The sequence below is a fragment of the Lelliottia nimipressuralis genome (genome assembly GCF_041464075.1).
In the GTDB taxonomy this organism is placed as follows: domain Bacteria; phylum Pseudomonadota; class Gammaproteobacteria; order Enterobacterales; family Enterobacteriaceae; genus Enterobacter; species Enterobacter nimipressuralis.
Window position 1 is genome coordinate 415,599 of the sequence record NZ_CP167172.1, and the last position, 22,946, is coordinate 438,544.

The 22,946-nt window shown below is 56.1% G+C and carries 19 protein-coding genes and 3 tRNA genes; 14 read left to right on the forward strand and 8 right to left on the reverse strand.

Features of this window, described 5'->3' with window-relative positions; translation table 11 throughout:
- Positions 1-50: 50 nt before the first annotated feature.
- From frdD to frdA, 4 genes are read right to left on the reverse strand one after another with little or no spacing between them, the layout of a single operon-like run.
- Positions 51-410 (reverse strand): fumarate reductase subunit FrdD, encoded by a 360-nt coding sequence (gene frdD, locus ACB496_RS01995; protein WP_371974226.1) that lies wholly within the window; start codon positions 408-410, stop codon positions 51-53.
- 10 nt (positions 411-420) lie between these two features.
- The gene (frdC, locus tag ACB496_RS02000) at positions 421-816 is read right to left on the reverse strand and encodes a fumarate reductase subunit FrdC (RefSeq protein WP_100777909.1); all 396 of its coding nucleotides are present in this window, start codon (positions 814-816) and stop codon (positions 421-423) included.
- Positions 817-826: 10 nt separating this feature from the next.
- Positions 827-1,561: a succinate dehydrogenase/fumarate reductase iron-sulfur subunit gene (locus ACB496_RS02005; protein WP_100777908.1), complete on the reverse strand. Its 735-nt coding sequence runs from the start codon at positions 1,559-1,561 to the stop codon at positions 827-829.
- Positions 1,554-3,344 (reverse strand): fumarate reductase (quinol) flavoprotein subunit, encoded by a 1,791-nt coding sequence (gene frdA, locus ACB496_RS02010; RefSeq protein ID WP_371974227.1) that lies wholly within the window; start codon positions 3,342-3,344, stop codon positions 1,554-1,556. Before frdA ends, ACB496_RS02005 begins: the two co-directional genes overlap by 8 nt.
- 308 nt (positions 3,345-3,652) lie before the next feature.
- On the opposite strand from frdA, the gene epmA reads away from it, so the two are divergent.
- Positions 3,653-4,630 carry an elongation factor P--(R)-beta-lysine ligase gene (epmA, locus tag ACB496_RS02015; RefSeq protein WP_100777906.1) on the forward strand — a complete coding sequence of 326 codons (978 nt, stop codon included), beginning with the start codon at positions 3,653-3,655 and terminating at the stop codon, positions 4,628-4,630.
- Positions 4,631-4,723: 93 nt separating this feature from the next.
- On the opposite strand, the gene mscM is transcribed toward epmA, so the two are convergent.
- The 3 genes from mscM to rsgA form a co-directional block, all read right to left on the reverse strand.
- Positions 4,724-8,035, reverse strand: coding sequence for a miniconductance mechanosensitive channel MscM (gene mscM, locus ACB496_RS02020; protein ID WP_102104430.1), 3,312 nt, complete (start codon positions 8,033-8,035; stop codon positions 4,724-4,726).
- A 17-nt stretch (positions 8,036-8,052) separates the two neighbouring features.
- Positions 8,053-9,021 carry an archaetidylserine decarboxylase gene (gene asd / locus ACB496_RS02025; protein ID WP_102104431.1) on the reverse strand — a complete coding sequence of 323 codons (969 nt, stop codon included), beginning with the start codon at positions 9,019-9,021 and terminating at the stop codon, positions 8,053-8,055.
- Between the two features lie 97 nt (positions 9,022-9,118).
- Entirely contained in the window at positions 9,119-10,171 is a 1,053-nt protein-coding gene (rsgA, locus tag ACB496_RS02030) for a small ribosomal subunit biogenesis GTPase RsgA (protein WP_102104432.1), read from the reverse strand.
- Between the two features lie 107 nt (positions 10,172-10,278).
- Between rsgA and orn the strand changes: the two genes are divergently transcribed.
- From orn to ACB496_RS02050, 4 genes are all read left to right on the forward strand, one after another.
- Entirely contained in the window at positions 10,279-10,824 is a 546-nt protein-coding gene (gene orn / locus ACB496_RS02035; RefSeq protein ID WP_100777902.1) for an oligoribonuclease, read from the forward strand.
- Positions 10,825-11,012: 188 nt separating this feature from the next.
- Positions 11,013-11,088: transfer RNA gene (locus ACB496_RS02040), tRNA-Gly, on the forward strand.
- Between the two features lie 37 nt (positions 11,089-11,125).
- Positions 11,126-11,201, forward strand: a tRNA-Gly gene (locus ACB496_RS02045).
- Positions 11,202-11,237: 36 nt separating this feature from the next.
- A tRNA-Gly gene (locus tag ACB496_RS02050) sits at positions 11,238-11,313 on the forward strand.
- Positions 11,314-11,583: 270 nt separating this feature from the next.
- Here ACB496_RS02050 and queG read toward each other — a convergent pair.
- Positions 11,584-12,723, reverse strand: a complete 1,140-nt coding sequence (gene queG / locus ACB496_RS02055; protein ID WP_319424112.1) for a tRNA epoxyqueuosine(34) reductase QueG — start codon at positions 12,721-12,723, stop codon at positions 11,584-11,586.
- Here queG and nnr point away from each other — a divergent pair.
- From nnr to hflC, 9 genes are all read left to right on the forward strand, one after another.
- Positions 12,722-14,248, forward strand: a complete 1,527-nt coding sequence (gene nnr / locus ACB496_RS02060) for a bifunctional ADP-dependent NAD(P)H-hydrate dehydratase/NAD(P)H-hydrate epimerase (protein WP_371974228.1) — start codon at positions 12,722-12,724, stop codon at positions 14,246-14,248. The two genes, queG and nnr, sit on opposite strands and share 2 nt — an antisense overlap.
- A complete protein-coding gene (gene tsaE, locus ACB496_RS02065; RefSeq protein WP_371974229.1) occupies positions 14,241-14,702 on the forward strand; it encodes a tRNA (adenosine(37)-N6)-threonylcarbamoyltransferase complex ATPase subunit type 1 TsaE in 462 nt (153 codons plus the stop codon). Before nnr ends, tsaE begins: the two co-directional genes overlap by 8 nt.
- A gap of 16 nt (positions 14,703-14,718) precedes the next feature.
- Entirely contained in the window at positions 14,719-16,062 is a 1,344-nt protein-coding gene (gene amiB / locus ACB496_RS02070) for an N-acetylmuramoyl-L-alanine amidase AmiB (protein ID WP_100777898.1), read from the forward strand.
- 9 nt (positions 16,063-16,071) lie between these two features.
- Positions 16,072-17,913 (forward strand): DNA mismatch repair endonuclease MutL, encoded by a 1,842-nt coding sequence (gene mutL, locus ACB496_RS02075; RefSeq protein ID WP_371974230.1) that lies wholly within the window; start codon positions 16,072-16,074, stop codon positions 17,911-17,913.
- Entirely contained in the window at positions 17,906-18,856 is a 951-nt protein-coding gene (gene miaA, locus ACB496_RS02080) for a tRNA (adenosine(37)-N6)-dimethylallyltransferase MiaA (RefSeq protein ID WP_371974231.1), read from the forward strand. Before mutL ends, miaA begins: the two co-directional genes overlap by 8 nt.
- Positions 18,857-18,941: 85 nt before the next feature.
- Entirely contained in the window at positions 18,942-19,253 is a 312-nt protein-coding gene (gene hfq / locus ACB496_RS02085) for an RNA chaperone Hfq (RefSeq protein ID WP_006810391.1), read from the forward strand.
- A gap of 74 nt (positions 19,254-19,327) precedes the next feature.
- Positions 19,328-20,608: a ribosome rescue GTPase HflX gene (gene hflX / locus ACB496_RS02090; RefSeq protein WP_100777896.1), complete on the forward strand. Its 1,281-nt coding sequence runs from the start codon at positions 19,328-19,330 to the stop codon at positions 20,606-20,608.
- A 60-nt stretch (positions 20,609-20,668) separates the two neighbouring features.
- Entirely contained in the window at positions 20,669-21,931 is a 1,263-nt protein-coding gene (gene hflK, locus ACB496_RS02095) for an FtsH protease activity modulator HflK (RefSeq protein ID WP_100777895.1), read from the forward strand.
- A gap of 2 nt (positions 21,932-21,933) precedes the next feature.
- A complete protein-coding gene (hflC, locus tag ACB496_RS02100) occupies positions 21,934-22,938 on the forward strand; it encodes a protease modulator HflC (RefSeq protein ID WP_100777894.1) in 1,005 nt (334 codons plus the stop codon).
- Positions 22,939-22,946: the final 8 nt, after the last annotated feature.

The following is a 22,946-nucleotide window of genomic DNA, read 5'->3' on the forward strand; positions in this document are numbered from 1 at the left end:
TCCATAAAAAAAGCCCGCCGGAAGGGCGGGCCGGATGAAGACGCACAATATCAAATTGTGACGATAGCAACCAGGGTGACAACCGTCAGAATGGTCGCCAGACCGTAGAACACCCACTTGCCGTTTGGCACGTGGATTTTCAGGTCATGCATGGCGTGGTGGATGCGATGCAGCCCCAGCCAGAGCGGCAGAACAATCATCAGGAAGATAAACACGCGGCCAATAAAGCTGCTGGCGAACGCAAACACGCGGTCGTAGCCCAGCGCATCGCCAGGGAACAGCCCCAGCGGCAGCAAGATCGCTACCAGCAGGATGATGACCGGTGCGACGATGGCGCTCCACACGCCGCCTGCACCGAACAGGCCCCAGAATACCGGCTCGTCAGAGCGTTTTGGATTGGGATTAATCACTCAGGCCTCCTTACCAGAACAGTGCCACAAACAGAACGACCACAGTCACCACTGCAGTCACCGCCCAAAGCCCTTTAATGACAGGCTCCGGTCCCATTTTCTCGCCTTTCACGATGATGTTTGCTGCTTTCGGCGCCAGCTCAAACCAGGTTTTCGTATGCAGCAGCGCGGCGGCGAGCACGATCAGGTTCAGGATCACCACGATCGGGTTTTGCAGGAAGCCCACGAAACTGGCCCAGGTTTCCGGGCCGTGCTTCAGCGCGAAAAGGCCGTACATCAGTTCAAGGCTGAACCAGACCGCGGGAACCGCCGTGCCTTCACGCAGCATATAGAAGCGATAAAACGGCAGTTTCTTCCACCAGGTGGCTGGCATTGGCCGCACGTAGGCTTTGCGTTTAGTCGTCATCATGCACTCCTTAGCGTGGTTTCAGGGTGGCGATAAGAAAGTCTTTCGAGCTTTCCACTTTACCCTGCTGAATAGCGGCGGCCGGGTCGACATGCTTCGGACACACTTCCGAGCAATAGCCCACAAAGGTGCAACTCCACACGCCGTTCTGGCTGTTCAGCTGCGCCATACGTTCTTTCTTCCCGTGGTCGCGGCTGTCTTCGTTATAACGGTGTGCCAGCGTGATGGCGGCCGGGCCGATAAACTCCGGATTCAGGCCGAACTGCGGGCAGGCGGCGTAGCACAGACCGCAGTTGATGCAGCCGGAGAATTGATGGTATTTCGCCATCTGCGCCGGGGTTTGGGTGTTTGGACCCTGATCCGGCGTGCGCGGGTTGCCAATAATATACGGCTTAATCGCTTCCAGACTTTCGATAAAGTGGGTCATATCGACCACCAGATCGCGTTCAATCGGGAAGTTACCCAGCGCTTCGACCTTCATGCCCTTGGTGTACTCGCGCAGGAAGGTTTTACAGGCCAGTTTCGGCACTTTGTTGACCATCATGCCGCAGGAGCCGCAGATAGCCATGCGGCAGGACCAGCGATAGCTGAGGTCGGGTGCCAGGTTATCTTTGATGTACCCGAGCGCATCCAGCAGGGAGGTCTGCTCATCAAAAGGCACGTCGTAGAACGCGCTGTGCGGTGCGACGTCCACTTCCGGGTTGTAGCGCACCACTTCAATTTTCAACGTCTGCATCTCAGCCATTCGCCTTCTCCTTCTTATCGGCTGCTTCCGCTTCTGCCCCATACACGCGTTTTGCTGGTGGCAGCGTGGTAATTTTCACGTCGCTGTAATCCAGACGAGTGGTACCGTCCGCGTCGCGATAAGCGAGGGTATGCTTGAGGAAATTCACGTCGTCGCGTTCGGTACAGCCTTCGTCCAGACGCTGATGCGCGCCGCGCGACTCTTTACGCGCCAGGGCGGAGTGCGCCATACATTCGGCAACGTTCAGGCCGTGGCCCAGCTCGATGGTGTAGAGCAGGTCGGTGTTAAACACGCTGGAGGTATCGGTAATGCGCACGCGTTTGAAGCGCTCCTGCAGTTCCGCCAGCTTATCGACGGTTTTCTGCATCAGCTCCGGCGTACGGTAGATGCCGCAGCCTTCTTCCATGGAGAGTCCCATTTCGTCGCGGATTTTCGCCCAGTTTTCCGTCCCTTCCTGGTTAACCAGCGCTTTCAGGCGTTTTTCGACATCCACCACCTGCGCGTCCAGCGCAGCGCTGTTGGCTTCACCGGCGGAAGCAGCACGCTCCATCGCACGCTCACCCGCCATACGACCAAACACCACCAGCTCTGCCAGCGAGTTAGAGCCGAGACGGTTGGCACCGTGCAGGCCGACGGAAGAGCACTCTCCGACGGCAAACAGCCCTTTTATGCGCGTTTCGCACTGCTGATCGGTTTCGATACCGCCCATGGTGTAGTGCGCCGTTGGACGCACTGGAATCGGTTCTTTCACCGGGTCGACGCCAACGTAGGCTTTCGCCAGTTCGCAGATGAACGGCAGACGCTCCAGCAATTTCTTTTCGCCCAGATGGCGCAGGTCGAGATAGACCACATCGCCGCGCGGCGTGGAGATGGTGTTACCTTTGCGCCATTCGTGCCAGAACGCCTGAGAAACTTTGTCGCGCGGACCAAGTTCCATGTATTTGTTTTTCGGCTCACCGAGCGGTGTTTCCGGGCCCATGCCGTAATCCTGCAGATAGCGATAGCCATCTTTGTTGACCAGAATACCGCCTTCACCACGGCAGCCTTCCGTCATCAGAATGCCGGAACCCGGGAGACCGGTTGGGTGGTACTGCACGAACTCCATGTCGCGCAGCGGAATGCCGTGGCTAAGCGCCATGCCCATGCCATCACCGGTGACGATCCCGCCGTTGGTGTTGTAGCGATAGACGCGGCCTGCGCCGCCCGTCGCCATCACTACCGCATTGGCGCGAATCTGAATCAGCGTGCCTTCCATCATGTTCATCGCCACCAGACCACGGGCATGACCGTCGTCAACCAGAATGTCGAGGACGAAGTGTTCGTCGAAGCGTTGAATTTGAGGGAACTGAAGGGAGGTCTGGAACAGGGTGTGAAGCATGTGGAAGCCGGTTTTATCGGCGGCAAACCAGGTGCGTTCGATTTTCATTCCGCCGAAGCGGCGCACGTTAACGCTACCGTCCGGACGGCGACTCCACGGGCAGCCCCACTGCTCCAGCTGGGTCATTTCCGTCGGGCAGTGATGGACAAAGTAGTCAACGACGTCCTGTTCGCAAAGCCAGTCGCCCCCTGCAACCGTGTCGTGGAAATGGTATTCGAAGCTGTCATGATCCTGCGCTACGGCGGCGGACCCTCCTTCTGCGGCAACCGTGTGGCTGCGCATCGGATAGACTTTTGAAATCAGTGCGATTTTAGCGGTTGGATTCGCTTGTGCTGCAGCAATCGCAGCCCGTAATCCTGCGCCGCCAGCACCTATAACGACAAGATCGGCTTGAAAAGTTTGCACGACATTCCTCCAGATTTTTGTTATTTCGCAACGTGTGACCTGACAGGTTTCACTTGCCGCAAGGGCGGTTGCGAATGCGTTTCCACTGCTCCTTTATGGGTAAAACAGTATAACCGTATGGATGTGGGGGAAATTTGACGCGTTCGATTTTTTTGCTGTTAAGTCCTGGGATTTATCACCGTAATTGATGGATTGCGTCACGGAATTTAGCGGATTGCTGAATCGAGAAAATTTACTGTGCAAAATTTGTCTCTCTCCCCGCTAACGAGTAGACTTCGTGCCCTTGTCTGAATCCGGAGAAAATTCCCATGAGCGAAACGGCCACCTGGCAGCCGAGCGCAACCATCCCTAACCTGTTAAAACGTGCAGCAATTATGGCAGAAATTCGCCGCTTCTTTGCTGACCGTGGTGTACTTGAGGTGGAAACGCCGTGCATGAGTCAGGCAACGGTAACAGATATTCATCTGGTCCCGTTTGAAACCCGTTTTGTCGGTCCTGGTCACTCTCAGGGGATGAATCTGTACCTGATGACCAGTCCGGAATATCACATGAAGCGCCTGCTGGCGGCGGGCTGTGGCCCGGTGTATCAGCTGTGCCGCAGTTTCCGCAATGAAGAGATGGGGCGTCACCACAACCCAGAATTCACCATGCTGGAGTGGTATCGCCCGCATTACGACATGTACCGTCTGATGAACGAAGTGGACGATCTGCTGCAACAGGTGCTGGAGTGCGCCGGTGCTGAGACGCTCTCTTATCAGCAGGCTTTCCAGCGTCATCTGGAAATCGATCCCCTGTCCGCGGACAAAACGCAGCTGCGTGAAGTGGCGGCGAAGCTGGATCTGAGCAACGTCGCGGATACAGAAGAAGATCGCGATACCTTGCTGCAACTGCTGTTCACCTTTGGCGTGGAGCCGCAGATTGGTAAAGACCGCCCGACCTTTGTTTATCACTTCCCGGCAAGTCAGGCGTCGCTGGCGCAGATCAGCACCGAAGATCACCGCGTCGCCGAGCGTTTTGAGGTCTATTACAAAGGCATGGAACTGGCGAATGGTTTCCACGAGCTGACCGATGCCCGCGAACAGCAGCAGCGCTTCGAACAGGATAACCGCAAGCGTACCGCGCGCGGCCTGCCGCAGCAGCCAATTGATACCCATCTGCTGGAAGCATTAAAAGCCGGTCTGCCGGACTGCTCCGGCGTAGCGCTGGGTGTGGATCGTCTGGTGATGCTGGCGCTCGGTGCCGAGCAATTAGGCGATGTGATTGCGTTTACGGTTGATCGTGCCTAGATAAGCAGCAAAAACCCTCTTGAGAGAGGGTTTTTTTATGTGTGCCCTACTCCTGAGGGAGAGGGCGGGTGAGAACATCAGACCGTACTCACCCTACAAACTTCCCGCCGGGCGCTTGCGCGCCGCAGACGTCAACGTTCTTCCCGTTTTACGCCCATCGAGTGTTTCCAGACGCATCTGGAACGGTGGGAATGGCATATCAATACCGTGCTCGCGGAACCCGGCCAGAATCAGCTGGTGGATTTCATGACGCAGCGGCATACGGTGACCCATCTCAGCGGCGTAGATACGCAGTTCGAAAATCTGAATCCCCTGCTGCAAATCGACCAGGAACACTTCCGGTGCCGGGTTATCGATCACCAGCGAACAGCGCTCGGCAGCGGTGTACAGAATCTGCGTCACCTCTTCGCTGTTAGCATCTGATGGCGCGGGAACGGTCAGCACCACACGCGTCACGGAGTCGGACAGCGACCAGTTGATAAACTGCTCGGTGATAAACGCCTTATTCGGCACGATGATCTCTTTGCGATCCCAGTCGCTGATGGTAGTCGCACGGGTGTTGATCTTGGTGATGCTCCCGGTCAGATCGCGGATCGTCACGGTATCGCCAATGCGGATGGGTTTTTCGAACAGGATGATCAGGCCGGAGATGAAGTTAGCGAAGATCTCCTGCAAACCAAAGCCCAGACCGACACCCAGTGCCGCGACCAGCCATTGCAGCTTGGACCACTCAATCCCAATCATCGAGAAGCCGACCAGTCCGCCAAACAGCAGAATCAGGTATTTTGTAATCGTAGTGATGGCATATCCGGTACCGGGGGTGAGATCCAGATGCTGTAATAGCGCCAGCTCCAGCAGAGCAGGGAAGTTACGCACCAGTTGGGTGGTAATGATCAGCACCAGAATCGCAATCAACACTGCACCCAGCGTAATCGGCTCAAGGCTTTCGACGCCCTGCACGGTAGATGTGGCATCCCACAGAGAGATGTTCTCAAGGAAGCCAAACGCCGAGTGGATCTCCGACCACAGTACGATCACCGACAGCAGCGCGATGAGCATCAGGATGGAGCGCACCAGGCGCAGGGACTGGGTACTGATGGCATCCAGATCCAGTTCGACCTCGTCCACTTCCGTTGTGCCTTCAGTGCTGCTGGTGCTGTGCGGATCGTCTTCGCCACGCGCACGCTGGGCGAGGATTTCGGCGCGACGATGTTTGGCGCGGTCAAACGCCAGTCGGCGACGCTGAATCAGCATCCAGCGGCGGATAATGTGATACACGACCAGCAGCAGGAACCAGATCGCCACCGACGTTTCCAGACGGGCAAGCAGGGCCTGAGCGGTTGCCAGATACCCAACTGCTGCGGCAAGAATCGCCGCCAGCGGAGCGCTGAGCAGCAGGTTCCACAGCATGCGGTTCACCATGTTTTCGCCACTACCGGTTTTGTCGACATACAGCGGAATTCCGGCTCGTTTCAGGCTCAGAGTTACCATCGCCAGCGCGCCGCAGATCAGCATAAAGCACAGACGTCCGAGGGAGCCGGAAAACTCACGGTCGTTGAGATTATCGAACATAATGAGCGCCATAATCAGCGGCACAATAAGCCCGATACTCATCAGGTAATAGCGCATCGCCCGCGTTACGCGCTGGCGCGGCCAGGCGAAGTGGGCGATAAACAGCCCGTTTGGACGGGCAAAGGTCGCGCAAATCATCACCACCCACAGCAACGGCACCGTGGCCGTCACGCCATCGCCAATCGCTACGGCGAGCGGATACGGCCAGGCTTCTCGCAGGCCATAGCCCAGCGTCATCCACAGCACCGGCAGCGGGGACGCCACCAGAATCGACCAAAACACGGTGCGCAGCGTGAGCCAGAAGTGGTCCTGCGTCACTTTCCCCACCCGGGCGCTGGAACGCTCCAGGAAACGGGTGAAGTGCCTGCGCGAGTAAATGCTAAAACCAACCAGAATCAGCGCGCCGAGCAGCGGGAAAATCGTCTCTTTGCTGGTGAGGATCATCACGCCCGCTTTGCCTAACTGACCAAAAGTATCCAGCGAAATCAGGCGGCGCAGGTCTTGCACAAGGTCAATCGGCCAGGAGATGCTCATCGGGCGCACGTCAGAGGTCCAGAACAGATAGCGGTGCGTGGCTTCGTTCACCTCTTTCAGCGCGTCTTCCAGCTGGCTGTTGGAGACTTTCAGCTTGGTCAGTTCCAGAATCAGCGTGTCGCCGCCCTGCAGCAGAGAGTTCAGCAATTCGCGCTGAGTGCGCAGCTGAGCGTCGAGAATGCGATTCTCTTCGCTGGTCAACGGCTCGCCATCGGCCTGATGCTGCTGACGGACTTGAGACTGTTTGTTGAGAAGATCTTCATAACGCAAACGCTGGACGCGCAGCTGCGCCATTTCCGTGTCCAACTGCTGCGGCTTAGGCATCTCCGGCAGACGCGCTACCTGAGCGCGTAAGGCTTCGCCCAGCAAATTCGATGAGCCCAGCCACTGGGACTGTTCGCGCAGGGTGTTCAGCGCCTGACGCACCTGTAAGGTTTGATTGGTCGCCTGGCGCTGCTGCGAGGCCACCAGATCCATACGCTGGGCCTGCTGGTTCAGGGCTGCGGACAGTTCGCGGTTAATCTTGAACTGCGCCACGATCCCCGCCGGGAGATTTTCGCTGTTTTCTGCCAGCAGCTCGGTGCTCTCCAGCGCGCGTTCTGCCTCGCGCTGACGCTGGCTGTTAAGCTGATTTCGCAGGGCTTGCAGATAGGTATCGAGCTGCTGGCCCTGTTTCTGCGCCAGTTCGGAACGCATTCGCGCCAGTTCCTGACGGTTATTGGCAGACAACTGGGCCAGCTCCAGCTCATCGACCAGGGCTTTCAGTTTGGCCGATTCGGCCTGCAGGCTGAGATTTTGCGGATTATTACCGGGCTGGGTGCCGATACGACGCTCGACTTCGTTCAGCTGGCGGCGAGCATCGGTTTGCTGTTGGGGCAGTTGGCTGAGCGAATCTGCGATTTCACGCGCCCGTTCTTGCTCCTGCTGCGCCTGACGGCTTTTCTCCAGCAGCTGGCTGCTGACCTGCAGGATTTCCTGATTCAGGGCGTCCGTCGTCATGCCCGAGGGAACGTTACGCGGCTCATCGCGTAAATTATTCAGCTGCGAGCGGAGCGTTTGGGAGAGTTTGGGGAAGTTATCGATAACCTGCTGATATTGCTCTGCGCGCTCGAGGGAACCTTTACGTTCCTCAAGCGCGTTCAGCGCGGCCTGGAGCTGCTCAACGGCTTCCGGCTGGGCGGGTTTGGCCGCCTTTGCCTGCTCCAGTTCTTGAGAGATCTGTTTGGCATCAGGGGCTGTCGCTGCGTACGCCCCTGTACTGAGGCACCAGGCCATCAGAAAAATGATAATCGGGCGCACTTCAGTAACCCCTTTGGTTAGCCTTGGTCGTTCTTGTCGTCAACCAGCGGGCTGGCGTCGTGTTCGGCTTTAATCTCTTCTTCTGCCAGTGGCGCTGGCTCGACTTCTGGTGTCACGAAGGTTTCCGTCGAGATAGCCAGCGGCTGACCAATTTTAGTCACAGACAGGCTTTGCAGAGAATCCACCAGATTCACTTTACCCGGCGCGAACAGGTTGATCACGGTAGAACCCAGTTTGAAGCGACCCATCTCCTGGCCTTTCAGCAGGGCAATCGAGCCTTCGTTTTCGCCAGCCGGCCATGTCCAGCGTTTGATTACACCTTCGCGTGGCGGCGTGATGGTGCCAGCCCAGACGGTTTCGATGCTGCCAACAATGGTAGCACCCACCAGAATCTGCGCCATTGGACCAAATTCAGTATCAAACAGGCAGATGACGCGCTCGTTACGGGCGAACAGGTTCGGGACGTTTTGCGCCGTCAAATGGTTCACGGAGAACAGATCGCCCGGCACGTAGATCATCTCACGCAGGATACCGTTGCACGGCATGTGTACACGGTGATAGTCGCGCGGCGAGAGGTAGGTGGTGACAAATGAGCCGTTGCGGAACAGGTCTGCCATCAGATAGTTACCTGCCAGCAGGGCTTCCATGCTGTAGTCGTGGCCTTTGGCCTGCAGAATTTTGTCTTCTTCGATTTTACCAAGCTGGCTTATCACGCCGTCTGCCGGCATCACCAGCACATTCGGGTCGGTGTTCAGCGGACGAACGTCATCACGCAATGGGCGGACAAAGAAATCGTTAAAGGTGCGGTAGCTGGCGGTGTCCGGCTTCTGCGCCTCTTTCATGTCGACCTTGTAGTATTTAACGAACAGATCGATAACCAGCTTAGTCAGCCAGCCCGCTCGTTTGCTCGCGCCCCAGCCCGCCAGGCGGGTGAGCCATAGTTTAGGCAGAATGTATTGAAGCGAAAGTTTAAATGAGTTTAACAAGGTAGCCTCCAGGCCATTGTTTTGTCGTTCCTGATCCGGCTTCACAGCGCCGGAACCTGAAAAAAGGGGACGATTTTAGCGACGCTTAGCTTAGTTGTCAGTTATCAGAATCAGAAAAGTTTTTACGCGTTTTTACCTGGTCCATGCTTTCGAGGATGCGGTGGTAGTTGTAGAAACGGGTTTCGGCAATTTTCCCGTTTTCAACCGCTTCACGAATGGCGCAGCCAGGGTCGTTGTCGTGTTTACAGTCGCGGTATTTGCAAGCGCCTAAATAGTCATGGAATTCGACAAATCCATTGAAGATTTGTTCCGGCTCAAGGTGCCACAAACCAAATTCACGCACCCCTGGGGAGTCAATGACATCGCCGCCGTGTGGGAAGTGGTACAGGCGCGAGGCCGTGGTGGTGTGCTGACCCAGCCCGGAGTTGTCGGACACATCGTTGGTCAAGATCTCTTCCTGCAGCCCCAGAAGATTGTTTAACAGGCTGGATTTCCCCACGCCAGACTGACCCGCAAAGATGCTGATGCGGTCGGTGAGCGCCTCTTCAAGCGGTTTCAGGCCATCTTTCTTGTGGCTGGAGACCATCAGTACGCGATAGCCAATATCACGGTAGATGTCCATTTGCTCGTTCACAAATGCCATTCCCTCGTCATCCAGCAGATCGATTTTGTTGAGTACGATCAGCGGCTCAACGTCCAGCGTTTCGCAGGCAACGAGATAGCGGTCGATAATATTGAGCGAAAGCTCAGGTAAGATCGCCGATACAATCACGATCTGATTGATGTTGGCAGCGATCGGTTTGACGCCGTCGTAGAAGTCGGGGCGTGTCAGAACGGACGTGCGCTCATGAACCGCTTCGACGATCCCTTTTACGTTGACACCTTCGGACGCCGCTTTGCCTGGACGCCATACCACGCGGTCACCGGTCACCAGTGAACGGATGGTGCGACGAATGTTGCAGCGGTGGACGCTACCGTCGGCGGCTTCCACATCGGCGTGCATGCCGAAACGGCTGATCACCATGCCTTCGGTTGTTTCGCCAAACAGGTTGTCGTCGTAATCGGGTTTCTCCGAAGTGGTCTTAAGACGGCGCTGATGGTTGGCACTCACACGGCGCTGTTGCCCTTTGGAGAGTTTATTTTTACTCAATCGTGCTGACTCCTGGTCGCCCGTATCGGGCAAAACCTCTATGATACACACTAATTAATACTAGTTAACCTGCTACTGCCGGTTATGCGAGAAGGGTGGAAAATAACATGAGCGCGGATGAAAACAACCTGATTTGGATTGATCTTGAAATGACCGGTCTGGATCCCGAGCGCGATCGCATCATTGAGATCGCAACGCTGGTGACCGATGCCAACCTGAACATTCTGGCGGAAGGCCCGACCATTGCGGTACATCAGTCTGACGAACAGCTGGCGCTGATGGACGACTGGAACGTGCGCACCCATACCGGCAGCGGGCTGGTAGAGCGCGTGAAAGCCAGCACTCAGGGCGATCGCGACGCGGAGCTGGCGACCATTGAGTTTCTGAAACAGTGGGTGCCTGCCGGTAAATCACCGATCTGCGGTAACAGCATCGGCCAGGATCGCCGCTTCCTGTTTAAGTACATGCCTGAGCTTGAAGCCTATTTCCATTACCGCTATCTGGATGTGAGCACCCTGAAAGAGCTGGCGCGTCGCTGGAAACCGGAAATTCTGGATGGCTTCAAAAAGCAGGGCACCCATCAGGCGATGGACGATATTCGTGAGTCGGTGGCTGAGCTGGCGTATTACCGCGAAAACTTTATTAAGTTGTAAGTTTGCTGCCCGGCGCGCTTGCGCAGCCGGGTTTTTGCCGTTAAATTGTGCAGCTTGCCGATTAATTAGGCACTTGAACAGGATTTCAAAAAAATCGCTTTCAGGGGGGTTGCAGCTAAAAGGATTTCTCGTATAATGCGCCTCCCGTAACGACAGAGAATTACACGTTACGACAGCAACAAATTTTTGCGGGAATAGCTCAGTTGGTAGAGCACGACCTTGCCAAGGTCGGGGTCGCGAGTTCGAGTCTCGTTTCCCGCTCCAAATTTGAAAAGTATCGCAAGATGTACGCACCACCCAAGCGGGAATAGCTCAGTTGGTAGAGCACGACCTTGCCAAGGTCGGGGTCGCGAGTTCGAGTCTCGTTTCCCGCTCCAAAATTTGAAAAGTGTCGCAAGACACGCACCACCCAAGCGGGAATAGCTCAGTTGGTAGAGCACGACCTTGCCAAGGTCGGGGTCGCGAGTTCGAGTCTCGTTTCCCGCTCCAAATTCTTCTTCATACCCAGTTTATCCACAGCGAAGTGCTTCGTTGGGGACGCTTTCTTTTGTTTCTGACAAACTCTTGTGAACAGAGTTATCCACAGATTCCACTATTTTGCTAAAAGCCCAAAAACCTTCGCAGGGTGAACGGTATATTCATAACCAATTGAATATAAAGCTAAAAATATCATTTCAAAATGTTATTGAGATCTCTTGACCTCTCTGCAAAGCCCGATGGTTGCTGACTTCATGATTTTATTCACAGGCTGTGAATAGTTCAGGCGTCGCGTACAAGCCCCTTTTCGATCACTCTCACCAGACGTTTTTTCTGAGGTAATTGCACCTCGACTACACAGGCGTTTCGCTTCTCAATTTGCTGCGCAATCGCCCATTCTATGTGTTCGTCGAGAAGTGGGTGCTCACCTCTGCGCTTTTCAAGCGCCAGAATATTGGCCTCGTCCCAGGGAGCATTTCCCAGCGCAACGGCAATATTTCTCAGCCAGCGCAGATGCCCGATACGGCGAATCGCCGAACCTTCGGTGATCCTGAGGAAATACGGTTCGTCCCAGGCAAACAGCTCCGTCAGTTTCGGCGCATGTAACGCTTTACGCGGACTAAAATCGTCTTCATCCGTGAGCTGCGAGTAGCGATTCCAGGGGCAGATGAGCTGACAGTCGTCACAGCCATAAATTCGATTGCCAATCAGCGGGCGGAACTCTTCGGGGATCGCCCCTTCCAGTTCGATGGTGAGATACGAGATGCAGCGGCGTGCATCCACGGTGTAAGGCTCGACAATCGCTCCCGTCGGGCAGATGGTCATACACGCCACACAGCGACCACACCCTTCTTCGACCGGGCCGTCGACCGGCAGCGGCAAATCTATCAGCAATTCACCGAGAAAGAAGAATGAGCCTGCGTCGCGGCTGAGGATAAGTGAGTGCTTACCTGTCCAGCCAAGCCCGGCTTTTTCAGCGATAGGGCGCTCAAGAATAGGCGCAGAGTCGACAAAAGGTCTAAAATTCAGCGAGCCGCAGTGCTGCTGGATAGTTTCCCCGAGTTTTTTTAAGCGGTTACGCAGAAGCTTATGATAATCACGCCCAAGCGCATATCGGCTGACGTAACCCAGAGAGGGATCTTTCAGCGTGCGGGCAAACGCCGCGTTAGCGGGGAGGTAGTTCATGCGAACGCTAATGACGCGCAGGGTACCCGGTAAAAGCTCGTGGGGCCGGGCGCGCATCATCCCGTGACGCGCCATCCACTCCATCTCGCCGTGGTATTGTTTGTCCAGCCAGGCCTGCAGTTTTGGCTCGCTCGCGGAAAGATCAGTATCGGTGATACCGACTTTCTGAAAGCCAAGCTCAGCGCCCCATTGTTTAATGTTTTGCGCTAATTGATTGAGATCGAGGGGCTGTGACATGACGGACCATACGGTGAAGAAAATCCCCGCAAGTATACCACATTCCATTTGGCCTGCGGATGACCTGCGACGCGCTGAAAAAGAGGCGGCCGATAGCCTGGGCATTACCCTGTATGAGCTGATGCTTCGCGCGGGCGAAGCGGCGTTTCGCATTGCGCGTGAAACCTATCCGCACGCCACTCATTGGTTGATTCTTTGCGGGCACGGCAATAACGGCGGCGATGGCTACGTGGTGGCCCGACTGGCCGCCGCCGCTGGCCTGAATGTAACCCTGCTGGCACTTGAGAGCGACAAACCTTTACCAGAAGAAGCGAGCGAAGCCCGGGACGCCTGGCTAAACGCCGGTGGCGTGATCCATGCTGCGGATATCGTCTGGCCAGAGGGTATCGATCTGATTATTGATGGCCTACTCGGCACCGGGCTGAGCCAGGCTCCGCGCGACAACGTTGCGAAACTGATTGAACATGCCAACAGCCATCACGCTCCCGTGATCGCCCTGGATATTCCTTCGGGCCTGCTGGCGCAAACGGGCGCGACGCCTGGCGCGGTGATTCACGCCACGGCTACTGTGACCCTTATCGCCCTTAAACCTGGATTGTTGACCGGCAAAGCGCGCGATGTGGTGGGGACGCTTCACCATCATGCGCTCGGCCTGGATAGCTGGCTTGCGGGCCAGGAAACGTCGCTTTCCCGTTTTGATGCTTCCCAGCTTGCGCAGTGGCTGCCGCCGCGCCGTCCGACGTCCCACAAAGGCGATCACGGGAAACTGGTGATCATCGGTGGCGATCACGGCACGGCAGGGGCGATTCGTATGACCGGAGAGGCCGCTCAGCGGGCGGGCGCGGGTCTGGTGCGAGTGCTCACTCGCATCGAAAACATCCCGCCGTTAATTACTGCTCGCCCCGAACTGATGGTCAGCGAACTCACGCCGCACTCTCTTGAAGAGAGCCTGGCCTGGGCGGACGTGGTGGCGATAGGCCCGGGGCTGGGTCAACAGGAGTGGGGTAAAAAAGCGCTACAGAAAGTCGAGAATTGCCGTAAACCGATGCTGTGGGATGCCGACGCGCTGAACCTTCTGGCAATCAATCCTGATAAACGTCACAATCGCATCCTGACGCCACACCCCGGCGAAGCCGCGCGGCTGCTTAACTGCAGCGTCGCAGAAATTGAAAGCGATCGCTTACTTTCTGCGCAGCGTCTGGTAAAACGTTATGGGGGTGTTGCGGTTCTGAAAGGGGCAGGCACGATAGTGGCCTGTGAATCTGGCGCGCTGGGCATTATCGACGCGGGCAATGCGGGAATGGCAAGTGGCGGAATGGGCGATGTGCTCTCCGGCATTATCAGCGCGTTGCTTGGACAGAAACTTACCCCTTATGATGCAGCTATTGCAGGCTGCGTGGCGCACGGTGCCGCCGCTGACAGAGTGGCGGCGCAGTACGGAACGCGCGGCATGCTGGCCACCGATCTTTTTGACACGCTGCGGCGTGTTGTTAACCCGGATGTGATTGACGTAGAAAATGACTAATTGTGTGATTGCTTTACCCGACGAGCAGGCAACTTTGGATCTCGGCAAGCGCCTGGCACTGGCCTGTGACGGTGCCACCGTCATCTATCTGTACGGTGATTTGGGCGCGGGTAAAACCACCTTCAGCCGGGGTTTTTTACAGGCGCTAGGCCACAAAGGGAATGTGAAAAGCCCGACCTATACCCTGGTCGAACCCTACACGCTCGACAATCTGATGGTATATCACTTTGATCTTTACCGTCTTGCGGACCCAGAGGAGCTGGAATTTATGGGTATCCGTGACTATTTCGCCAACGATGCCATTTGCCTGGTGGAGTGGCCGCAACAAGGTGCGGGTGTGTTGCCTGACCCGGATGTCGAAATTCACTTAGATTACCAGGCGCAAGGGCGTGAGGCACGCATCAGTGCAGTTTCCTCATCAGGCTGTTCCTTGCTGGCTCGCTTAGCCAGCTGAATGAAGGGATAACGGGATGATTAATCGCGTTAAAGGTTGGTTGTTGGCCGCCACGGTGCTGCTGTGCGCGCAGGCCGGTGCGGCGAGCTTATCGGACATTCAGGTGTCCAACGGTGATGCGCAGGCGCGTATCACCTTCAGTTTTATGGGCGATCCCGATTACGCCTTTACCCAGGTCGATAAACGTAGCGTTGCGCTGGATATCAAACAGACCGGCGTGATCCAGGGGCTACCGCTGCAGTTTAGCGGGAATAACCTGGTGAAAAGTATTCGCTCCGGCAATGCAAAAGATCCTCAGTCCCTAAGACTGGTGGTGGATCTGACGCAAAACGGCAAAACCCGTGCGGTGAAGCAGCAAAATGGTGCCAACTACACCGTGGTCTTTACCATCAATGCCGATGTTCCGCCGCCGCCCCCTCCGCCGCCAGCGCCCGTCGTGGCACAACGTGTAGAGCAGCCGGTGGTCGCGCCGCGTCCTTCTGAACCGGCGCGGAATCCGTTCAAAGCGCAAAACGATCGTCTTACCAGCGTCACCAGCAGCAATACTGTGACGCGTCCTGCGGCGCGCGCCCGTGCGGTGTCGTCCGATGAGAGAGTGATCATTGCCATTGATGCCGGTCACGGCGGACAGGACCCTGGCGCGATTGGGCCGGGTGGTACGCAGGAGAAAAACGTCACGATTTCGATTGCGCGTAAGCTGCGAGCGTTGCTGAATGACGATCCGATGTTTAAAGGCGTCATGACCCGCGACGGCGACTACTTTATCTCCGTGATGGGGCGTTCCGACGTGGCACGTAAGCAAAACGCCAACTTCCTGGTGTCGATTCACGCGGATGCCGCGCCGAATCGCAGCGCGACCGGTGCGTCGGTGTGGGTGCTGTCAAATCGTCGTGCGAACAGCGAAATGGCGAACTGGCTCGAGGAGCACGAGAAACAGTCTGAACTGCTCGGCGGCGCAGGTGACGTACTGGCGAACAGCCAGTCCGACCCGTATCTCAGCCAGGCGGTGCTGGATTTACAATTCGGCCATTCTCAGCGCGTCGGGTATGATGTGGCGACGAACGTGATTAGCCAGCTTCAGCGCGTCGGTGCGATCCACAAACGCCGTCCTGAGCATGCGAGTTTAGGGGTGTTACGCTCACCGGATATCCCGTCGATTCTGGTTGAAACCGGCTTTATCACCAATAACGGCGAAGAGCGCCTGCTGGGCAGCGACAGCTATCAGCAGCAAATTGCCGATGCGATTTATAACGGTCTGCGCAACTATTTTGCCGCGCATCCGCTCCAGTCAGCGCCGCAAGGGGGCGCGGGTCAAACCGCCAGCGCCGCCCTGCCTGGCGACATGAGCGCGACCAACTAAGGAGAGATCATGCCGATTCAGGTTCTGCCGCCGCAGCTTGCGAACCAAATCGCCGCCGGCGAGGTGGTGGAGCGTCCTGCATCGGTCGTGAAAGAGCTGGTTGAAAACAGTCTCGATGCGGGAGCCACCCGCATCGATATTGATATTGAACGCGGCGGCGCCAAACTTATCCGCATTCGCGACAACGGCTGTGGGATCAAAAAAGACGAGCTGGCGCTGGCGCTGGCGCGTCACGCCACCAGTAAAATTGCCTCTCTCGACGATCTGGAAGCCATTATCAGCCTCGGTTTTCGCGGCGAAGCGCTGGCCAGTATCAGCTCCGTTTCTCGTCTGACGCTCACCTCCCGCACCGCCGAACAGCAGGAAGCCTGGCAGGCATACGCGGAAGGGCGCGACATGGACGTGACCGTCAAACCCGCCGCGCATCCGGTGGGCACCACGCTGGAAGTGCTGGACCTGTTCTACAACACCCCGGCGCGGCGCAAGTTTATGCGCACCGAAAAAACCGAATTTGGCCACATCGACGAAATCATTCGCCGCATCGCGCTGGCGCGTTTTGACGTGACGATCAACCTGAGCCACAACGGCAAAGTGATGCGCCAGTATCGCGCCGTTGCGGAAGGCGGGCAGAAAGAGCGTCGCTTGGGGGCGATTTGCGGGACTGGCTTTTTGGAACAGGCGCTGGCAATTGAATGGCAGCACGGCGATCTCGCGATGCGCGGCTGGGTGGCCGATCCAAAATCCATGAACGCGGCGTTGGCGGAAATCCAGTATTGTTACGTCAACGGTCGCATGATGCGCGACCGTCTGATCAACCATGCGATCCGCCAGGCCTGTGAAGATAAACTCGGCGCGGATCAGCAGCCTGCGTTTGTTCTCTATCTTGAAATCGATCCGCATCAGGTGGATGTCAACGTGCATCCTGCCAAGCATGAAGTGCGTTTCCATCAGTCGCGTCTGGTCCATGATTTTATTTATCAGGGCGTGTTGAGCGTTTTACAGCAGCAGGCGGAACCGGTATTGCCGCTGGAAGAAGAGAGCGTCGCGCCGCGTCCGATCCCGGAAAACCGCGTGGCGGCTGGCCGTAACCAGTTTGCAGAACCCGCCGTTGCCCGTGAACCCGAAACCCCGCGCTATTCCCCGACCAGCCCGGCACCGCGCCCGAGCGGGGCGAATTACCCTCATGCGCCGGGTTATCAAAAGCAGCAGGGTGCGCTTTATAGCAAATTGCTGGATACTCCGGCCTTAGAGCGCAAAGAGCCCGTGGCGCCAGCGGCCCCCGCGCTGGGAGGCCACAGCCAAAGTTTTGGTCGGGTGTTAACCATCATTGCGCCGGATATGGCGCTGCTGGAGCGTGACGGGAAACTGGCCCTGCTGGCGTTACCGGTTGCTGAGCGCTGGCTGAAGCAGGCGCAGCTGACGCCGGGGGCAAATGCGGCCTGTGCTCAGCCACTGCTGATTCCGGTTCGGCTCAAAATTTCAGCGGACGAAGCCGGCCTCTTAAACCGTGCGAAAGCGCTGTTGGCGGAAATGGGCATCGAATTTGTGTTAGAGGCGCATCATGTGACGATTCGCGCGGTGCCTTTACCCTTACGCCAACAAAATTTACAAAACTTGATTCCTGAACTGATAGGCTACCTGGCGCAGCAAACGACCTTTGATGCCACCAATACCGCGCAATGGATCGCCCGTCATTTAGCGAGTGACCATCATCCATGGAATATGGCGCAAGCCATTACCGTATTGGCCGAAGTTGAACGTCTTTGCCCTCATTTGGTCAAAGCACCGCCGGGTGGTTTATTACAACGTGTTGATTTAGATTCGGCGATGAATGCCCTGAAAAATGAGTGATGTGAGTAAGGTGAGCCTGCCAAAGGCGATTTTTTTAATGGGCCCAACGGCCTCGGGTAAAACCGCGTTAGCCATTGAGCTACGTAAAGTTTTGCCAGTAGAGTTGATTAGCGTCGATTCCGCCCTTATTTATCAAGGGATGGATATCGGCACGGCGAAGCCAGACGCAGAAGAACTGCGCGCGGCACCGCACCGACTGCTGGATATTCTCGACCCGTCGCAGGCGTACTCCGCAGCTGATTTCCGCCGCGATGCGCTGGCGCAAATGGCCGAGATCACCGCAGCGGGCCGGATACCGTTGTTAGTTGGCGGGACCATGCTCTACTTCAAGGCGCTGCTGGAAGGGTTATCACCCTTGCCATCCGCAGACCCTGAGGTGAGAGCCAGAATTGAGCAGCAGGCGGCAGAGCAGGGATGGGGCGCGTTGCACAAGCAGCTGGAGGAAATTGACCCGGTTGCCGCAGCACGGATTCATCCAAATGATCCGCAAAGGCTTTCCCGGGCACTGGAAGTTTTTTTCATTTCGGGTAAAACTTTAACGGAACTGACGCAAACGTCAGGAGAGGCTCTGCCGTATCAGGTGCATCAGTTCGCCATCGCCCCGGCGAGCCGTGAACTGCTCCATCAACGAATTGAGCAGCGTTTTCATCAGATGTTAGCTTCAGGTTTTGAAGCAGAAGTGCGGGCGCTATTTGCTCGCGGAGATTTGCATACGGACATGCCTTCCATTCGTTGTGTCGGATACCGCCAGATGTGGTCATACATTGAAGGCGAGATCTCATACGATGAAATGGTTTATCGAGGTGTTTGCGCCACCAGACAGTTAGCGAAACGCCAGATAACCTGGTTGCGCGGTTGGGACGGTATCCACTGGTTAGACAGTGAGAAACCAGACCAGGCGTACAATGAAGTTTTACAGGTTGTGGGTGCTATCGCAGACTGAATGTGTACAATTAAGTCGTATCGTGCGCAATTTTTCAGAATCGCAAGGTTCTAAGTACATAACAAGCATATAAGGAAAAGATAGAATGGCTAAGGGGCAATCTTTACAAGATCCGTTTCTGAACGCATTGCGTCGTGAACGTGTTCCAGTTTCTATTTATTTGGTGAATGGTATTAAGCTGCAAGGTCAGATTGAGTCTTTCGATCAGTTCGTGATCCTGTTGAAAAACACGGTCAGCCAGATGGTTTATAAGCACGCTATCTCTACTGTTGTTCCGTCTCGTCCAGTATCTCATCACAGCAACAACGCTGGCGGCGGCACCGGTAGTAACTACCATCATGGCAGCAACGCACAGGGCTCTTCTGCTCCTGCGCAGGACAGCGAAGAAACCGAATAAGGTAACGGGCTGTTTTTCCACACGGGGAGCCAGGTTTCTGCGTTCCCCGCTGATTTATTTTGAGGATAATACGCTTGTTTGACCGTTATGATGCCGGCGAGCATGCGGTACTGGTACACATCTATTTTACGCAAGACAAAGATATGGAAGATCTCCAGGAGTTTGAAGCTCTGGTCTCTTCCGCCGGTGTCGAAGCATTACAGGTGATTACCGGTAGCCGTAAAGCGCCGCACCCAAAGTTTTTTGTTGGTGAAGGTAAAGCAGTCGAAATTGCGGAAGCCGTAAAAGCAACCGGCGCGTCCGTCGTGCTGTTTGACCATGCGCTATCTCCGGCTCAAGAGCGTAACCTGGAAGCCCTGTGCGAATGTCGTGTTATCGACCGTACCGGACTGATTTTAGACATTTTTGCTCAACGTGCACGTACCCACGAGGGGAAATTGCAGGTTGAGCTGGCGCAATTGCGTCATCTGGCCACGCGTCTTGTGCGCGGCTGGACCCACCTTGAAAGGCAAAAAGGCGGGATTGGTTTACGCGGTCCGGGTGAAACCCAGCTCGAAACCGACCGTCGACTGCTGCGCGGCCGTATTACCCAGATCCTCTCACGTCTGGCAAGAGTTGAAAAACAGCGTGAGCAAGGACGTCGTTCGCGAACCAAAGCTGACATCCCAACGGTGTCGCTAGTGGGGTATACCAACGCCGGTAAATCCACCCTGTTTAACCAGATCACTGAGGCTAAGGTTTATGCCGCAGACCAGTTGTTTGCGACCCTTGACCCGACGCTGCGTCGCATTGACGTTGCGGATGTGGGTGAAACAGTGCTGGCGGATACCGTAGGGTTTATTCGTCATTTGCCACACGATCTGGTGGCCGCGTTTAAAGCCACACTGCAGGAGACGCGTCAGGCGACGCTGCTGCTGCATATCATCGACGCTGCGGATGTTCGCGTGCAGGAAAACATCGACGCGGTGAATACCGTGCTCGAAGAGATCGACGCGCACGAGATCCCAACGCTTCTGGTGATGAACAAAATCGATATGCTGGACGATTTCGAGCCGCGTATCGACCGAGATGAAGAGAACAAACCGATTCGGGTCTGGCTTTCCGCTCAGACCGGTGTCGGTGTGCCACTACTTTTCCAGGCTTTGACAGAACGTCTTTCTGGTGAGGTGGCTCAGCACACGCTGCGTCTGCCGCCACAGGAAGGCAGGCTGCGCAGCCGGTTTTATCAGCTTCAGGCGATAGAAAAAGAGTGGATGGAGGATGACGGCAGCGTGGGGATGCAGGTGCGTATGCCGATCGTTGACTGGCGTCGCCTCTGTAAACAAGAACCTACGCTGGTGGACTACGTCGTCTGACCAGATAAAGGTGCACGAGCCTGAAAATTCGCCCTTGCATAACAAATATGGAGCATATACATGGCGTGGAATCAGCCCGGTAATAACGGACAAGACCGCGACCCGTGGGGAAGCAGCAATAATCAAGGCGGCAACTCTGGGGGAAATGGCAACAAAGGTGGTCGCGAGCAGGGGCCTCCTGATCTGGACGATATCTTTCGCAAGCTGAGCAAAAAGCTTGGTGGTTTCGGTACAGGTAAAGGTTCTGGCTCGGGTGGAAATTCCACTCAGGGTCCGCGCCCGCACATGGGTGGCCGCGTAGTGAGCATTGTTGCTGCTGCCGTGGTCATCATTTGGGCTGCCAGCGGGTTCTACACCATTAAAGAAGCTGAACGCGGTGTGGTCACTCGTTTCGGTAAGTTTAGCCATCTGGTTGAGCCGGGTCTGAACTGGAAGCCAACGTTCGTGGATAACGTGACTGCGGTAAACGTGGAATCGGTACGCGAACTGGCGGCGTCTGGCGTGATGCTGACCTCTGACGAGAACGTGGTGCGCGTTGAGATGAACGTGCAGTACCGCGTCACCGATCCGCAGCACTATCTGTTCAGTGTGACCAGCGCCGACGACAGTCTGCGTCAGGCTACCGACAGCGCCCTGCGTGGCGTGATCGGTAAATACACCATGGACCGTATTCTGACCGAAGGTCGTACCGTTATTCGTAGCGATACCCAGCGCGAGCTGGAAGAGACCATCCGTCCGTACAACATGGGTATCACCCTGCTGGACGTCAACTTCCAGGCCGCTCGTCCGCCGGAAGAGGTCAAGGCCGCCTTCGATGATGCAATTGCCGCGCGTGAAAACGAACAGCAATACATCCGTGAAGCTGAAGCTTACACCAACGAAGTTCAGCCTCGTGCTAACGGTCAGGCGCAGCGTATCCTCGAAGAGGCGCGTGCGTATAAGACTCAGACCATCCTGGAAGCCCAGGGTGAAGTGGCTCGCTTCGCGAAGCTCCTGCCGGAATATAAAGCTGCCCCGGAAATTACCCGTGAGCGTCTGTATATCGAGACCATGGAGAAAGTGTTGAGCCACACCCGTAAAGTGCTGGTGAACGACAACAAAGGTGGCAACCTGATGGTGCTACCGCTGGACCAGATGCTGAAAGGCGGTAATGCGCCTGCGGCAAAGCAGGATAACAGCGGAGCAAACAATCTGCTGCGTCTGCCTCCGGCATCCAGCAGCAATTCCAGCGCCAATACCACGTCTTCTTCAAGCGATGGTGACATCATGGACCAACGCCGTGCCAACGCACAGCGTAACGACAGCCAGCGTCAGGGGGAATAACGATGCGTAAGTCAGTTATTGCGATTATCATCATCGCGCTGGTCGTACTTTATACCTCCATCTTTGTGGTGAAAGAGGGCGAGCGCGGGATTACCATGCGCTTCGGTAAAGTCCTTCGTGACGATGAAAACAAACCACTGGTCTTTGAACCGGGTCTGCACTTCAAGCTCCCGATGATTGAATCAGTGAAAATGCTCGACGCTCGTATCCAGACGATGGATAACCAGGCCGATCGTTTTGTCACCAAAGAGAAAAAAGACCTGATCGTCGATTCTTATATCAAATGGCGTATCAGCGACTTCAGCCGTTACTACCTGGCAACCGGCGGCGGTGACGTCTCTCAGGCCGAAGTGCTGCTGAAACGTAAGTTCTCTGACCGTCTGCGTTCTGAAATTGGTCGTCTGGATGTGAAAGACATCGTGACCGACTCCCGTGGTCGTCTGACCCTGGAAGTGCGTGATGCGCTGAACTCCGGTACTGCGGGCACGGAAGACGAAGTTGCGACGCCAGCAGCGGACGATGCGATTGCTAAAGCGGCTGAGCGTGTTCAGGCTGAAACCAACGGCAAAGTGCCGGTGATCAACCCGAACAGTATGGCGGCGTTAGGTATCGAAGTGGTCGATGTGCGTATCAAACAGATCAACCTGCCTGCGGAAGTGTCCGAAGCGATTTACAACCGTATGCGCGCTGAGCGTGAAGCGGTTGCCCGTCGCCACCGTTCACAGGGTCAGGAAGAGGCTGAGAAACTGCGCGCGACAGCGGACTATGAAGTGACGAAAACGCTGGCAGAATCCGAACGTCAGGGCCGCATTATGCGCGGTGAAGGCGATGCGGAAGCCGCGAAACTGTTTGCCGATGCATTCAGCCAGGATCCGGATTTCTATGCCTTTATCCGTAGCCTGCGTGCGTATGAAAACAGCTTCCAGAGCAACCAGGATGTGATGGTGCTCAGTCCTGACAGCGATTTCTTCCGTTATATGAAGACGCCAGGCAACGCCACGCGATAAACTCCTTC